Here is a 14,079-nt window from a genome sequence, read left to right as displayed (position 1 = left end):
CAAAGGAATCAACATGGCTCAGCTTTCGTTACAACATATTCAAAAAATCTACGATAACCAGGTGCATGTGGTGAAGGACTTCAACCTGGAAATTGCCGATAAAGAGTTCATCGTGTTTGTCGGCCCGTCGGGCTGCGGTAAGTCGACCACCCTGCGCATGATTGCCGGGCTTGAGGAGATCAGCGGCGGCGATCTGTTGATCGACGGCAAACGAATGAATGACGTTCCAGCCAAAGCACGCAATATAGCGATGGTGTTCCAGAACTACGCGTTGTATCCGCATATGACGGTTTACGACAACATGGCGTTTGGTCTGAAGATGCAAAAAATCGCCAAAGAGGTGATTGATGAGCGGGTGAACTGGGCGGCGCAAATTCTCGGCCTGCGTGAGTACCTGAAACGTAAGCCGGGGGCGCTTTCCGGCGGGCAACGTCAGCGAGTGGCGCTTGGGCGGGCGATTGTACGCGAAGCGGGCGTGTTTTTAATGGATGAACCGCTCTCTAACCTTGATGCCAAGCTGCGCGTGCAAATGCGCGCAGAGATCAGCAAGCTGCATCAGAAACTGAACACCACCATGATCTACGTGACCCACGATCAGACCGAAGCGATGACCATGGCGACGCGGATTGTGATTATGAAAGACGGGATTGTTCAGCAAGTAGGTGCGCCGAAAACCGTTTATAACCAACCCGCGAATATGTTTGTTTCCGGATTTATTGGATCACCAGCGATGAATTTTATTCGCGGCACGATCGATGGCGATAAATTCGTTACGGAAACGCTTAAATTAACCATTCCCGAAGAGAAATTAGCGGTTCTGAAAACACAGGAAAGTTTGCATAAGCCCATCGTGATGGGAATACGACCGGAAGATATTCATCCGGACGCGCAAGAGGAAAATAACATTTCCGCCAAAATTAGCGTGGCAGAATTAACCGGTGCGGAATTTATGCTCTACACCACGGTTGGGGGGCACGAGTTAGTGGTCCGTGCTGGTGCGTTAAATGATTATCATGCAGGAGAAAATATCACTATTCATTTTGATATGACGAAATGTCATTTCTTTGATGCAGAAACGGAAATAGCAATTCGCTAAATACAGGGGGAAGGCATTCCCCCAGGATAATACAAGGAACAATAATGAAAAAGTTATTACCCTGTACCGCACTGGTGATGTGTGCGGGAATGGCCTGCGCACAGGCCGAGGAAAGGAACGACTGGCACTTTAATATCGGCGCGATGTACGAAATAGAAAACGTCGAGGGTTATGGCGAAGATATGGATGGGCTGGCGGAGCCTTCAGTCTATTTTAATGCCGCCAACGGGCCGTGGAGAATTGCTCTGGCCTATTATCAGGAAGGGCCGGTAGATTATAGCGCGGGTAAACGTGGAACGTGGTTTGATCGCCCGGAGCTGGAGGTGCATTATCAGTTCCTCGAAAACGATGATTTCAGTTTCGGCCTGACCGGCGGTTTCCGTAATTATGGTTATCACTACGTTGATGAACCGGGTAAAGACACGGCGAATATGCAGCGCTGGAAAATCGCGCCAGACTGGGATGTGAAACTGACTGACGATTTACGTTTCAACGGTTGGTTGTCGATGTATAAATTTGCCAACGATCTGAACACTACCGGTTACGCTGATACCCGTGTCGAAACGGAAACAGGTCTGCAATATACCTTCAACGAAACGGTTGCCTTGCGAGTGAACTATTATCTCGAGCGCGGCTTCAATATGGACGACAGCCGCAATAACGGTGAGTTTTCCACGCAAGAAATTCGCGCCTATTTGCCGCTGACGCTCGGCAACCACTCGGTGACGCCGTATACGCGCATTGGGCTGGATCGCTGGAGTAACTGGGACTGGCAGGATGATATTGAACGTGAAGGCCATGATTTTAACCGTGTAGGTTTATTTTACGGTTATGATTTCCAGAACGGACTTTCCGTTTCGCTGGAATACGCGTTTGAGTGGCAGGATCACGACGAAGGCGACAGTGATAAATTCCATTATGCAGGTGTCGGCGTAAATTACTCGTTCTGATAATGGGCTAAATTGCCGGATGCGGCGCGAGTACTTTATCCGATCTATAAATGTAGGCCGGATAAGATGCGCTAGCATCGCATCCGGCATTCAGGCAAGGTAGCTGGTATTTATTTCAGCGTCATATGCGTGGCAACGGTAATATTCTGTGGTGACGGTTTTCCAGAAATTAAGCGGAATAATAACTCGCAGCTTTGTTGACCTAACTCCTGCGTCGGAACATCGATGCCGCCCGGTGCAGGCGTTAAAATAAATGACAGCGTTTCATTGCTATAACCCACCACCGCTAACTGCTGCGGAATAGCAATATTTTTCTCTGCTGCCGCACGATAAATGCTCATTAATTTCAGGCTGTCAGTGGCAAACACCGCCTCAGGCAACGGTGACTGGCTTAATAACTGCCGTGCTGCTTTTAATGCAGTTTCATGGGTATAACCGCCATCAACAATCCATTCATCACGCACTGCAATATTATGCGCAGCCAGGCTCTGCTTATAACCATTAACGCGATCAACCGAAACATGGACATCAAGCGGAGCATGCAGGCAGGCAATATTTTGATGCCCACTTTCAATTAATGCATCGGTCAACGCAATGCTGTCGCCAAAATTATCGGTATCGACAGAATAAACATGGGTATATTGACCTTCAACTTTGCCAATCACCACCACCGGAATATCATATTTATCGAGTTGGGCAAAAAATGACTCATCCGCTGGCGAACTGAGCATAATAATGCCTTTAATCATTTTCTGCTTAATTTTGCTTTCGCATTTTTGCAGATCTTCTGCCGGATTGTGCGACGTTTGTAATATCACGTCGAAACCTTCTTCTTCAGCTTTGGCGGTGATGGCATGCAAAACTTCAGAGAAAAACGGATTACCCGCCGTAGTTTTGGTCGAACGGGTAGAAATCACCATAATGGCATCAAAACCCGAAGAGGTCAGCGCGCGGGCCAGCTTGTTTGGCTGATACTGTAATTCTTCAATGGCCCGTAACACTTTTTCGCGCGCTTCCGGGGAGATATTAGTTTGCTTATTCAGCACGCGTGATACGGTGGATTTTGATACGCCTGCAACCCTGGCAATATCATAAATAGTAGGGGACATAGGTCAGGAACTCCGTCCGAACGTGAATGCTGCACATCTTATGGAGTTCGCCGGTCGATGACAACACGGGCAGTTGATAATCAATGGCCTGGCCCCCACATTCATATCCTTACGAATGATTTTTTTTCTGGTCTTCAGAGCAGCACAGGACAGCAATGAAGCGACTTAAAAATGAACTCAATGCGCTGGTGAATCGGGGTGTCGACAGACATCTGCGCCTCGCTGTAACCGGACTTAGCCGCAGCGGCAAAACAGCGTTTATCACCGCGATGGTTAATCAGTTGCTTAATATTCACGCCGGAGCACGTTTGCCGCTGTTAAGTGCGGTGCGTGAAGAGCGCCTGCTGGGCGTGAAACGCATTCCCCAGCGTGACTTTGGCATTCCGCGCTTCACCTATGACGAAGGGCTGGCGCAGTTATATGGCGATCCACCCGCCTGGCCAACGCCAACGCGCGGCGTCAGTGAAATCCGCCTGGCGCTACGTTTTAAATCGAATGATTCGCTGCTACGCCACTTTAAGGATACCTCCACGCTGTATCTGGAAATTGTGGATTATCCCGGCGAATGGTTGCTCGACCTGCCGATGCTGGCGCAGGACTATTTAAGCTGGTCGCGCCAGATGACGGGCTTACTCAATGGTCAGCGCGGAGAATGGTCGGCGAAATGGCGAATGATGAGCGAAGGGCTGGACCCGCTAGCGCCTGCCGACGAAAACCGGCTGGCGGACATTGCCGCCGCGTGGACCGATTATCTCCACCACTGTAAAGAGCAGGGGCTGCACTTTATTCAGCCTGGGCGCTTTGTCTTGCCGGGAGATATGGCAGGTGCGCCCGCGCTGCAATTCTTCCCGTGGCCGGATGTCGATACCTGGGGCGAGTCCAAACTGGCGCAGGCCGATAAGCATACCAATGCCGGAATGCTGCGCGAGCGCTTTAATTATTACTGCGAGAAGGTGGTGAAGGGGTTCTATAAGAATCATTTTCTGCGCTTTGACCGCCAGATTGTGCTGGTGGATTGCCTGCAACCTCTCAACAGTGGGCCACAGGCATTTAATGATATGCGTCTGGCACTGACGCAGCTGATGCAAAGTTTTCACTACGGGCAGCGTACCCTGTTCCGGCGTTTGTTTTCGCCGGTTATCGATAAGCTATTGTTTGCTGCCACTAAAGCGGACCATGTGACCATCGATCAGCACGCTAATATGGTTTCATTACTGCAACAACTGATTCAGGATGCCTGGCAAAATGCGGCGTTCGAAGGGATCAGCATGGACTGCCTGGGGCTGGCGTCAGTTCAGGCGACCACCAGCGGCATTATTGATGTTAACGGTGAGAAAATCCCGGCGCTGCGTGGTAATCGACTTAGCGATGGCGCACCGCTCACTGTTTATCCTGGCGAAGTTCCCGCACGTTTGCCTGGTCAGGCGTTCTGGGATAAGCAAGGCTTCCAGTTTGAGGCATTTCGTCCGCAGGTGATGGATGTCGACAAACCACTACCGCATATTCGTCTTGATGCTGCGCTGGAATTTTTAATAGGAGATAAATTGCGATGACCGAACCGTTAAAACCACGTATTGATTTCGACGGTCCTCTGGAGGTCGATCAGAATCCTAAATTCAGGGCGCAGCAGACCTTTGACGAAAATCAGGCGCAAAATTTTGCCCCGGCCACGCTCGACGAAGCGCAGGAAGAAGAGGGGCAAGTCGAAGCGGTAATGGACGCAGCGTTACGTCCGAAACGCAGCCTGTGGCGCAAAATGGTGATGGGCGGGCTGGCTCTGTTTGGCGCAAGCGTTGTCGGGCAGGGTGTACAGTGGACAATGAATGCCTGGCAAACCCAGGACTGGGTGGCGCTGGGTGGATGTGCCGCTGGGGCATTGATTATCGGCGCTGGCGTAGGTTCTGTGGTAACAGAGTGGCGGCGCTTATGGCGCTTGCGACAGCGCGCCCATGAACGCGACGAAGCGCGTGATTTATTGCATAGCCACGGCACGGGCAAAGGCCGCGCATTTTGCGAAAAACTGGCGCAGCAGGCGGGTATTGATCAGTCGCATCCGGCGCTGCAACGCTGGTATGCCTCAATCCATGAAACGCAAAACGACCGTGAAGTGGTCAGCCTGTATGCGCATTTGGTCCAGCCAGTTTTAGATGCCCAGGCGCGGCGCGAAATCAGCCGTTCGGCGGCGGAATCAACGTTGATGATTGCGGTCAGCCCGCTGGCGTTGGTCGATATGGCGTTTATCGCCTGGCGCAATCTGCGTTTAATTAATCGCATCGCCACGCTGTATGGCATTGAACTGGGGTATTACAGCCGTTTGCGTCTGTTTAAGCTGGTATTGCTGAATATCGCTTTTGCCGGAGCCAGCGAACTGGTGCGCGAAGTGGGGATGGACTGGATGTCGCAAGATCTCGCTGCTCGTTTGTCTACCCGCGCAGCTCAGGGGATTGGTGCAGGACTTCTGACGGCACGACTCGGGATTAAAGCTATGGAGCTTTGCCGCCCGCTGCCGTGGATTGACGATGACAAACCTCGCCTCGGGGATTTCCGTCGTCAGCTTATCGGTCAGGTGAAAGAAACGCTGCAAAAAGGCAAAACGCCCAGCGAAAAATAATGCAATATCGGGTGCTGACCGGATATCTTTACGCCGAAGTGCCCGTTTTTCCGTCTTTGTGTCAATGATTGTTGACAGAAACCTTCCTGCTATCCAAATAGTGTCATATCATCATATTAATTGTTCTTTTTTCAGGTGAAGGTTCCCATGCGTCTGGAAGTCTTTTGTGAAGACCGACTCGGTCTGACCCGCGAATTACTCGATCTACTCGTGCTAAGAGGCATTGATTTACGCGGTATTGAGATTGATCCCATTGGGCGAATCTACCTCAATTTTGCTGAACTGGAGTTTGAGAGTTTCAGCAGTCTGATGGCCGAAATACGCCGTATTGCGGGTGTTACCGATGTGCGTACTGTCCCGTGGATGCCTTCCGAACGTGAGCATCTGGCGTTGAGCGCGTTACTGGAGGCGTTGCCTGAACCTGTGCTCTCTGTCGATATGAAAAGCAAAGTGGATATGGCGAACCCGGCGAGCTGTCAGCTTTTTGGGCAAAAATTGGATCGCCTGCGCAACCATACCGCCGCACAATTGATTAACGGCTTTAATTTTTTACGTTGGCTGGAAAGCGAACCGCAAGATTCGCATAACGAGCATGTCGTTATTAATGGGCAGAATTTCCTGATGGAGATTACGCCTGTTTATCTTCAGGATGAAAATGATCAACACGTCCTGACCGGTGCGGTGGTGATGTTGCGATCAACGATTCGTATGGGCCGCCAGTTGCAAAATGTCGCCGCCCAGGACGTCAGCGCCTTCAGTCAAATTGTCGCCGTCAGCCCGAAAATGAAGCATGTTGTCGAACAGGCGCAGAAACTGGCGATGCTAAGCGCGCCGCTGCTGATTACGGGTGACACAGGTACAGGTAAAGATCTCTTTGCCTACGCCTGCCATCAGGCAAGCCCCAGAGCGGGCAAACCTTACCTGGCGCTGAACTGTGCGTCTATACCGGAAGATGCGGTCGAGAGTGAACTGTTTGGTCATGCTCCGGAAGGGAAGAAAGGATTCTTTGAGCAGGCGAACGGTGGTTCGGTGCTGTTGGATGAAATAGGGGAAATGTCACCACGGATGCAGGCGAAATTACTGCGTTTCCTTAATGATGGCACTTTCCGTCGGGTTGGCGAAGACCATGAGGTGCATGTCGATGTGCGGGTGATTTGCGCTACGCAGAAGAATCTGGTCGAACTGGTGCAAAAAGGCATGTTCCGTGAAGATCTCTATTATCGTCTGAACGTGTTGACGCTCAATCTGCCGCCGCTACGTGACTGTCCGCAGGACATCATGCCGTTAACTGAGCTGTTCGTCGCCCGCTTTGCCGACGAGCAGGGCGTGCCGCGTCCGAAACTGGCCGCTGACCTGAATACTGTACTTACGCGTTATGCGTGGCCGGGAAATGTGCGGCAGTTAAAGAACGCTATCTATCGCGCACTGACACAACTGGACGGTTATGAGCTGCGTCCACAGGATATTTTGTTGCCGGATTATGACGCCGCAACGGTAGCCGTGGGCGAAGATGCGATGGAAGGTTCGCTGGACGAAATCACCAGCCGTTTTGAACGCTCGGTATTAACCCAGCTTTATCGCAATTATCCCAGCACGCGCAAACTGGCAAAACGTCTCGGCGTTTCACATACCGCGATTGCCAATAAGTTGCGGGAATATGGTCTGAGTCAGAAGAAGAACGAAGAGTAAGCGCGAATATGCCTGATGGTGCAACACCATCAGGCATATTAAATTATGCTTTCAGTACAGCCAGAGCTGCTTCGTAATCCGGCTCGGTGGTGATTTCATCCACCAGCTGGCTGAAAATCACATTGTCATTTTCGTCAATAACCACAACGGCACGCGCTGCCAGACCTTTCAGTGGGCCATCAGCAATTGCCACACCGTAGGCTTGCAGAAATTCAGCGTTACGGAAAGTGGAGAGGGTGATAACGTTGTTCAGACCTTCTGCGCCGCAGAAACGAGACTGGGCGAACGGCAGATCGGCAGAGATACACAGCACAACGGTGTTGTCGATCTCGGTTGCCAGTTGGTTAAACTTACGTACTGATGCGGCGCAAACACCGGTATCAATACTCGGGAAAATGTTCAGCACTTTGCGTTTACCCGCAAACTGACCGAGGGTGACGTCAGACAGATCTTTTGCCACGAGAGTAAAAGTCTGCGCTTTGCTACCCGCCTGCGGGATGGAATTGGCGACTGTAACCGGGTTGCCCTGGAAATGAACGGTTTGTGACATGATTATCTTTCCTGTTTACATATAGTTAACGTCACACCTAGTTTATGCTAACTGTCAATAACACAGCAAACGCTATTTGCGCTTAATCCGCAGACCACCGCGACAACAAGGAGTAAAGATGAGAACCGTTAAGGTATTCGAGGAAGCCTGGCCCTTACATACCCCGTTTGTGATTGCCCGGGGAAGTCGCAGTGAAGCGCGCGTGGTGGTGGTTGAACTGGAAGAAGAGGGTATTAAAGGCACCGGCGAATGCACGCCGTATCCGCGTTATGGGGAAAGTGATGCCTCGGTAATGGCGCAAATTATGAGCGTCGTGCCGCAACTAGAGAAAGGGCTGACACGGGAGAAGTTGCAAAAAATTCTCCCTGCCGGCGCAGCACGTAATGCGCTGGATTGTGCATTGTGGGATCTGGCCGCGCGAAGACAGCAGCAATCGCTGGCTGATTTGATCGGCATAACGCTTCCCGAGACAGTTATCACTGCACAGACGGTTGTCATCGGTACGCCTGATCAGATGGCCAATAGTGCATCAACACTCTGGCAGGCAGGCGCGAAATTACTGAAAGTGAAGCTGGATAACCATCTTATCAGTGAGCGGATGGTGGCAATTCGCACAGCTGTGCCCGATGCGACGCTGATCGTTGATGCAAATGAATCCTGGCGTGCAGAAGGGTTGGCGGCGCGTTGCCAGCTATTGGCGGATTTAGGCGTTGCGATGCTTGAACAACCGCTTCCTGCGCAGGACGATGCGGCGCTGGAGAATTTTATTCATCCGTTGCCGATTTGTGCTGATGAAAGTTGTCATACTCGTAGCAATTTGAAGGCGCTGAAAGGGCGCTATGAGATGGTTAATATTAAGCTCGATAAAACCGGGGGTCTGACGGAAGCGCTGGCGCTGGCGACTGAAGCGCGTGCACAAGGTTTCAGTCTGATGCTGGGCTGCATGTTGTGTACCTCTCGTGCCATTAGCGCCGCTTTACCGCTGGTGCCGCAGGTCAGTTTCGCCGATCTTGACGGACCGACCTGGCTGGCGGTAGATGTGGAACCGGCGCTTCAGTTCACGACGGGCGAATTGCATCTTTAGGATGCCAGCGCAGCAAGTTTGCCATCGCAAAGAGATATTTTTCGCTGGCTTCGTCGGAGGAGATGGGCGGAAACTCTGCGGTGATGCAATGCAAGTTCAGATCTGCACACCAACTGCCGAAAGAGCCAGGCGTTTCATAACCGACGCTGGTTACCAGAGGCAATTCAAACGCCTGAGCCAGCCATTCGCCTAATTCGCTGTGTCTGGGATCTTCAATACAGGCCAGTGGATCGTGGAATGAGACCACCCAGGCAGGTTGAATGCGGTGTATAAGCTGGCACAGCGCCTGGGTTTCAGGTTCGGAGCCAGGTTTGTCACCTGTCAGTAATACGACATCGCGTTCTTCAGCGGCGCTGTTCCAGCGATAAACGGTTTCACCTTCCTTCCAGTTCGCCGCCGGAAAGTTTCTGTTTAAATCCACACCATTAGCATTGGCCCGTAACCCCAACTGGCAGCCGTCAGGATTCACACACAGCACCACATGATGACGGCGCAAAGAAGGTGTCAACGTCCGCAGAGCACAGGAGAGCGTGACGACCGAAGAGTTTTCATCACCGTGAGTGCCAGCCAGAATCAAACCACTTTCGCGGCTGGCTGCAGGGGCAGGAAACCAGATTAACGGCGCGCCCAATAATGAACGTCCGTAATGTTCTGTTCCGGGCGGAAATGCGCCGCGTTCGGCGCGTGGGCGGGTTACGGTCATGATCGTCTCTGGTTCAGGAAGTATTACAGGCAGTGTTGTGCAAATTTTGCGGATTATCAAATCCTTTTCTTCAACGCTATGTCATCGATCTTGTATCACTTTTTTGCCGGAAGTTGTTTGCATTTTATTAGTTGGATAGGGTTTGTGGATTTTTGCTGGCTGACGGGCAAATAAAGTTTGTTTAATGGTTTGCTTATCTGCCAGTTGATTAATCACATGGCGGGCTATCTGACCGCCAGCACCAAGAATCAGTACATTTTTCATGAAAATTATCCCAGATTATTGGCAGCAATATGCCAGGCCATATCACTATTGCGGATTTGAATATGTTTCATTACAGAGTTTCCTCAAAGAACGGAGCTAATACTGAAATTGCTTCAGCCACATAGGCTTTGCCGTCATAAAGATCCATATGGTTTGCGCCTTCAACAATGTGATAGCGTTTATCCTGGCTTGATGCTCGATCGTACAGGTCGTCACTCATCCATTTGCTCCCTGCCTGGCTGCCCGCCACAATCTGCGTCGGCTGAGTCAGGTACACTTCCGCCATATGGTAAGCATCATAGGTAATAATCTGGTTAAGGCTGCGCAAAGTAGCGTAACCCGGTGCTGTTGGATACTGCGCGCGAGGGGTGTGGTAATACTCCCAGGCCTGACGCAGTTCTTCGTTCGGCGCATCGGACTCCTTCATTGGTGCCAGTGGCATAATGGCGTATTCTCCGCTGCTAATATCGCTGGTTCTGGCGTTTGAACCCGCTTCAACGTATGGCAGGGCATCAATAGATTTCACATTGTTTTCCCAACCATTACGGAATATCGAACCAATATTGACCGCACTAACGGTACCGATGGCCTTGATGCGGCGATCCTGAATTGCAGCATTGGCTGTATATCCTGCACCGGCACAAATTCCCATCGCACCAATTCGGGTATTGTCGACATAAGAAAGCGTTGTCAGGTAATCAATCACGGCACTGATGTCTTCAGTACGAATGTATGGGTTTTCTAACTGACGCGGCTCGCCGCCACTTTCACCTTGATAAGATGCGTCATAAGCAATAGTGACAAATCCCTTTTCCGCCAGTTTTTTGGCATAGGTTCCGGCCGTTTGTTCTTTAACGCCCCCACCTGGGTGAGATAACACAATTGCCTGATACTGACGGGTTTCATCAAATTTTGGAGGGAAATAGATCACTGCAGACAAAGAGATGGTTGGATTATTGCTGTTAGTGAAGCTGACTTTATTATTCATCATTCCGTTCCTCATGGAGTTGTCGGTTCGTTTTAACGGTTGGTGATATCACTATAGATATTGATCATTAAGTTGATTAGACCCAAAATCATGATTAGACCTATCATTTAAATGATTAATAGATTGCATGGAGATACTGAATGAAGCGTGAAGAAATCGCTGATCTGATGGCGTTTGTCGTCGTTGCAGAGGAGCGTAGCTTCACTCGTGCAGCAGCCCGCCTGAGCATGGCGCAGTCAGCTTTAAGCCAGATAGTGCGTCGTATAGAAGAACGATTGGGATTGCGGCTTCTGACGCGAACCACGCGCAGCGTTGTTCCAACTGAAGCGGGCGAGCATCTTTTGTCTGTTCTTGGCCCTATGTTGCATGACATAGATTCAGCCATGGCATCCCTGAGCGATCTGCAGAACCGCCCATCCGGGACAATACGTATTACTACTGTAGAACATGCAGCAAAAACGATATTGTTACCAGCAATGCGCACATTCCTGAAATCGCATCCTGAAATTGATATTCAGCTCACCATTGATTATGGTTTGACCGATGTCGTTTCTGAACGTTTTGATGCAGGCGTCCGTCTGGGTGGGGAGATGGATAAAGATATGATCGCCATTCGAATCGGGCCAGATATACCAATGGCTATTGTTGGCTCACCGGATTATTTTTCTCGCCGAAGTGTTCCAACGTCAGTGTCACAATTAATAGATCATCAGGCAATTAATTTGTATCTTCCCACATCGGGTACAGCAAATCGCTGGAGATTAATACGCGGTGGACGTGAAGTTCGTGTTCGCATGGAAGGTCAGCTTTTACTGAATACGATAGACCTGATCATTGATGCTGCAATTGATGGGCATGGATTGGCGTATCTACCTTATGATCAGGTTGAGCGGGCTATTAAAGAAAAAAAACTGATACGTGTTTTGGATAAATTCACACCAGATTTACCCGGTTATCACCTGTACTATCCACACCGTCGACATGCTGGCTCGGCATTCTCATTATTTATAGATAGGCTGAAGTATAAAGGTGCTGTTTAGCACTACTTGCTGATACATTAATTTAATTCTTCTCTTAACGTATTCTCAGTTCCTTTCAACGTTTTGGTCATTTTTTATTCTTCGTACAATGGCGACAGATGCTGATTATGATACCGAAAACGGGTTTGAACGTGCGAAGCCCGAACGTAGTGTTCGGAGTTCTATGTGCTTTACCGCATTTTGGAGACTATTATTTACACTAAATCTGATTTGATATATTGATACTTAAAACATTTGATGCTTCCTTTGTCACTTTTTTGATGGAAGTTGTTTGCATTTCTTTAAGGCGAAACAAATAATTACGCATCAATTTTAATGTCGGTTAGAGGGAAACTTATGAAGCACTCTGTTTCAGTCACGTGTTGTGCGCTGTTGGTCAGCAGCATTTCTCTTTCGTATGCTGCAGAAGTTCCGAGCGGCACAGTACTGGCAGAGAAGCAGGAGCTGGTGCGCCACATTAAAGATGAGCCTGCGTCGCTGGATCCCGCTAAAGCCGTGGGCCTGCCAGAGATTCAGGTCATTCGCGATCTGTTTGAAGGTCTGGTGAATCAGAACGAAAAAGGGGAGATTGTCCCCGGCGTTGCGACTCAGTGGAAAAGTAATGACAACCGTATCTGGACTTTTACCCTGCGCGATAACGCAAAATGGGCGGATGGCACACCGGTAACGGCGCAAGATTTTGTCTACAGCTGGCAACGTCTGGTGGACCCAAAAACATTGTCGCCATTTGCATGGTTTGCCGCGCTGGCGGGAATCAACAACGCACAGGCGATTATTGATGGTAAAGCTACGCCTGACCAGCTTGGCGTCACCGCAGTTGATGCCCATACTTTGAAAATTCAGCTTGATAAACCGTTGCCGTGGTTTGTGAATTTAACCGCTAACTTTGCCTTCTTCCCGGTGCAAAAAGCCAACGTAGAAAGCGGTAAAGAGTGGACGAAACCCGGAAATCTGATCGGCAATGGCGCTTATGTTCTTAAAGAGCGCGTAGTCAATGAAAAACTGGTCGTGGTACCGAATACCCATTATTGGGATAACGCCAAAACGGTACTGCAAAAAGTGACCTTCCTGCCAATTAATCAGGAATCCGCAGCCACTAAGCGTTACCTCGCGGGGGATATTGATATCACCGAATCCTTCCCGAAAAATATGTATCAGAAGCTGTTGAAGGATATTCCGGGGCAGGTTTATACGCCGCCGCAGCTCGGGACCTATTATTATGCGTTTAACACGCAAAAAGGGCCGACGGCAGATCAGCGCGTTCGTCTGGCATTAAGTATGACGATAGATCGCCGCCTGATGACCGAAAAAGTATTAGGGACGGGCGAAAAGCCAGCGTGGCATTTTACACCAGATGTTACCGCGGGATTTACGCCGGAACCTTCGCCGTTTGAACAAATGAGTCAGGAAGAACTGAATGCGCAGGCAAAAACTTTGTTGAGCGCAGCTGGTTATGGTCCGCAAAAACCGCTGAAGCTGACGCTTTTGTATAACACTTCAGAAAACCATCAAAAAATTGCGATTGCTGTAGCATCGATGTGGAAAAAGAACCTTGGCGTAGATGTTAAATTGCAAAATCAGGAATGGAAAACCTATATCGATAGCCGTAACACCGGCAATTTTGATGTTATCCGCGCCTCGTGGGTGGGGGATTATAATGAACCCTCCACTTTCCTGACATTATTAACGTCAACGCATTCAGGAAATATTTCACGCTTTAACAATCCGGCATATGACAAAGTTCTGGCCCAGGCATCGACGGAAAATACCGTTAAAGCGCGTAATGCCGATTACAACGCGGCAGAAAAAATCCTCATGGAGCAAGCACCGATTGCACCAATTTATCAATATACCAATGGACGATTAATCAAGCCGTGGCTGAAAGGTTATCCCATTAATAATCCTGAAGATGTGGCGTACAGTCGGACTATGTATATTGTGAAGCATTGATGTGATGGGAACTGGCGTTACCCTTGTGCATAACGCCAGTGATGT

General features: G+C 49.8%; 12 protein-coding genes and 1 pseudogene. 8 read left to right on the top strand and 5 right to left on the bottom strand.

Translation table 11 applies throughout. The features are described from left to right. The first annotated feature begins 13 nt into the window (after window positions 1–13). Together AB4H76_RS12745 and ompG are read left to right on the top strand one after the other, a co-directional pair. Window positions 14–1,096, top strand: a complete 1,083-nt coding sequence (locus tag AB4H76_RS12745) for an ABC transporter ATP-binding protein (RefSeq protein ID WP_000057985.1) — start codon at window positions 14–16, stop codon at window positions 1,094–1,096. A gap of 44 nt (window positions 1,097–1,140) precedes the next feature. Next, window positions 1,141–2,046 (top strand): monomeric porin OmpG, encoded by a 906-nt coding sequence (gene ompG, locus AB4H76_RS12740; RefSeq protein ID WP_000735257.1) that lies wholly within the window; start codon window positions 1,141–1,143, stop codon window positions 2,044–2,046. Window positions 2,047–2,156: 110 nt separating this feature from the next. Here ompG and AB4H76_RS12735 read toward each other — a convergent pair whose 3' ends face one another. After that, window positions 2,157–3,155 (bottom strand): LacI family DNA-binding transcriptional regulator, encoded by a 999-nt coding sequence (locus AB4H76_RS12735; RefSeq protein ID WP_077492904.1) that lies wholly within the window; start codon window positions 3,153–3,155, stop codon window positions 2,157–2,159. A gap of 155 nt (window positions 3,156–3,310) precedes the next feature. On the opposite strand from AB4H76_RS12735, the gene AB4H76_RS12730 reads away from it, so the two are divergent. The 3 genes from AB4H76_RS12730 to tyrR all read left to right on the top strand — a co-directional run bounded on the left by AB4H76_RS12730 (window position 3,311) and on the right by tyrR (window position 7,455). Then, window positions 3,311–4,708 carry a YcjX family protein gene (locus AB4H76_RS12730; RefSeq protein WP_000825775.1) on the top strand — a complete coding sequence of 466 codons (1,398 nt, stop codon included), beginning with the start codon at window positions 3,311–3,313 and terminating at the stop codon, window positions 4,706–4,708. Then, window positions 4,705–5,766: a YcjF family protein gene (locus tag AB4H76_RS12725; RefSeq protein ID WP_000138728.1), complete on the top strand. Its 1,062-nt coding sequence runs from the start codon at window positions 4,705–4,707 to the stop codon at window positions 5,764–5,766. The genes AB4H76_RS12730 and AB4H76_RS12725 overlap by 4 nt, the downstream gene beginning before the upstream one ends. 147 nt (window positions 5,767–5,913) lie before the next feature. Next, window positions 5,914–7,455: a transcriptional regulator TyrR gene (gene tyrR / locus AB4H76_RS12720; RefSeq protein WP_001300658.1), complete on the top strand. Its 1,542-nt coding sequence runs from the start codon at window positions 5,914–5,916 to the stop codon at window positions 7,453–7,455. Window positions 7,456–7,498: 43 nt separating this feature from the next. Here tyrR and tpx read toward each other — a convergent pair whose 3' ends face one another. Next, a complete protein-coding gene (tpx, locus tag AB4H76_RS12715) occupies window positions 7,499–8,005 on the bottom strand; it encodes a thiol peroxidase (RefSeq protein WP_000084387.1) in 507 nt (168 codons plus the stop codon). 118 nt (window positions 8,006–8,123) lie between these two features. Here tpx and ycjG point away from each other — a divergent pair, with 118 nt between their 5' ends. Further along, window positions 8,124–9,089: an L-Ala-D/L-Glu epimerase gene (gene ycjG, locus AB4H76_RS12710; protein ID WP_077492905.1), complete on the top strand. Its 966-nt coding sequence runs from the start codon at window positions 8,124–8,126 to the stop codon at window positions 9,087–9,089. Here ycjG and mpaA read toward each other — a convergent pair. The 3 genes and pseudogenes from mpaA to AB4H76_RS12695 all read right to left on the bottom strand — a co-directional run bounded on the left by mpaA (window position 9,064) and on the right by AB4H76_RS12695 (window position 11,047). Next, window positions 9,064–9,792: a murein tripeptide amidase MpaA gene (gene mpaA, locus AB4H76_RS12705; RefSeq protein ID WP_000219122.1), complete on the bottom strand. Its 729-nt coding sequence runs from the start codon at window positions 9,790–9,792 to the stop codon at window positions 9,064–9,066. The genes ycjG and mpaA overlap by 26 nt on opposite strands. Window positions 9,793–9,918: 126 nt before the next feature. After that, a pseudogene (locus tag AB4H76_RS12700) lies at window positions 9,919–10,056 on the bottom strand (NAD-dependent dehydratase); the annotation flags it as partial. A gap of 70 nt (window positions 10,057–10,126) precedes the next feature. After that, the gene (locus AB4H76_RS12695) at window positions 10,127–11,047 is read right to left on the bottom strand and encodes an alpha/beta hydrolase (RefSeq protein ID WP_001300523.1); all 921 of its coding nucleotides are present in this window, start codon (window positions 11,045–11,047) and stop codon (window positions 10,127–10,129) included. Window positions 11,048–11,184: 137 nt separating this feature from the next. Between AB4H76_RS12695 and pgrR the strand changes: the two genes are divergently transcribed. Both pgrR and mppA read left to right on the top strand, forming a co-directional pair. Beyond that, complete coding sequence (pgrR, locus tag AB4H76_RS12690; RefSeq protein WP_000817708.1) at window positions 11,185–12,084, top strand: DNA-binding transcriptional regulator PgrR; 900 nt, start codon at window positions 11,185–11,187, stop codon at window positions 12,082–12,084. Window positions 12,085–12,420: 336 nt separating this feature from the next. Continuing rightward, window positions 12,421–14,034 (top strand): murein tripeptide ABC transporter substrate-binding protein MppA, encoded by a 1,614-nt coding sequence (gene mppA, locus AB4H76_RS12685; RefSeq protein WP_000683020.1) that lies wholly within the window; start codon window positions 12,421–12,423, stop codon window positions 14,032–14,034. The last annotated feature ends 45 nt before the right edge of the window (window positions 14,035–14,079 follow it).

It is taken from the genome of Escherichia sp. UTM R2 (assembly GCF_048593455.1).
Lineage (GTDB): Bacteria > Pseudomonadota > Gammaproteobacteria > Enterobacterales > Enterobacteriaceae > Escherichia > Escherichia coli.
Note: the sequence above shows the minus strand (reverse complement) of the source record. Positions and strands in the feature narration are given on the sequence as shown.

Bases quoted from the DNA above. Each gene is read 5' to 3' on its own strand.
- AB4H76_RS12745 (WP_000057985.1), top strand. From the start codon at position 14: ATGGCTCAGCTTTCGTTACAACATATTCAAAAAATCTACGATAACCAG.
- ompG (WP_000735257.1), top strand. From the start codon at position 1,141: ATGAAAAAGTTATTACCCTGTACCGCACTGGTGATGTGTGCGGGAATG.
- AB4H76_RS12735 (WP_077492904.1), bottom strand. From the start codon at position 3,155: ATGTCCCCTACTATTTATGATATTGCCAGGGTTGCAGGCGTATCAAAA.
- AB4H76_RS12730 (WP_000825775.1), top strand. From the start codon at position 3,311: ATGAAGCGACTTAAAAATGAACTCAATGCGCTGGTGAATCGGGGTGTC.
- AB4H76_RS12725 (WP_000138728.1), top strand. From the start codon at position 4,705: ATGACCGAACCGTTAAAACCACGTATTGATTTCGACGGTCCTCTGGAG.
- tyrR (WP_001300658.1), top strand. From the start codon at position 5,914: ATGCGTCTGGAAGTCTTTTGTGAAGACCGACTCGGTCTGACCCGCGAA.
- tpx (WP_000084387.1), bottom strand. From the start codon at position 8,005: ATGTCACAAACCGTTCATTTCCAGGGCAACCCGGTTACAGTCGCCAAT.
- ycjG (WP_077492905.1), top strand. From the start codon at position 8,124: ATGAGAACCGTTAAGGTATTCGAGGAAGCCTGGCCCTTACATACCCCG.
- mpaA (WP_000219122.1), bottom strand. From the start codon at position 9,792: ATGACCGTAACCCGCCCACGCGCCGAACGCGGCGCATTTCCGCCCGGA.
- AB4H76_RS12695 (WP_001300523.1), bottom strand. From the start codon at position 11,047: ATGATGAATAATAAAGTCAGCTTCACTAACAGCAATAATCCAACCATC.
- pgrR (WP_000817708.1), top strand. From the start codon at position 11,185: ATGAAGCGTGAAGAAATCGCTGATCTGATGGCGTTTGTCGTCGTTGCA.
- mppA (WP_000683020.1), top strand. From the start codon at position 12,421: ATGAAGCACTCTGTTTCAGTCACGTGTTGTGCGCTGTTGGTCAGCAGC.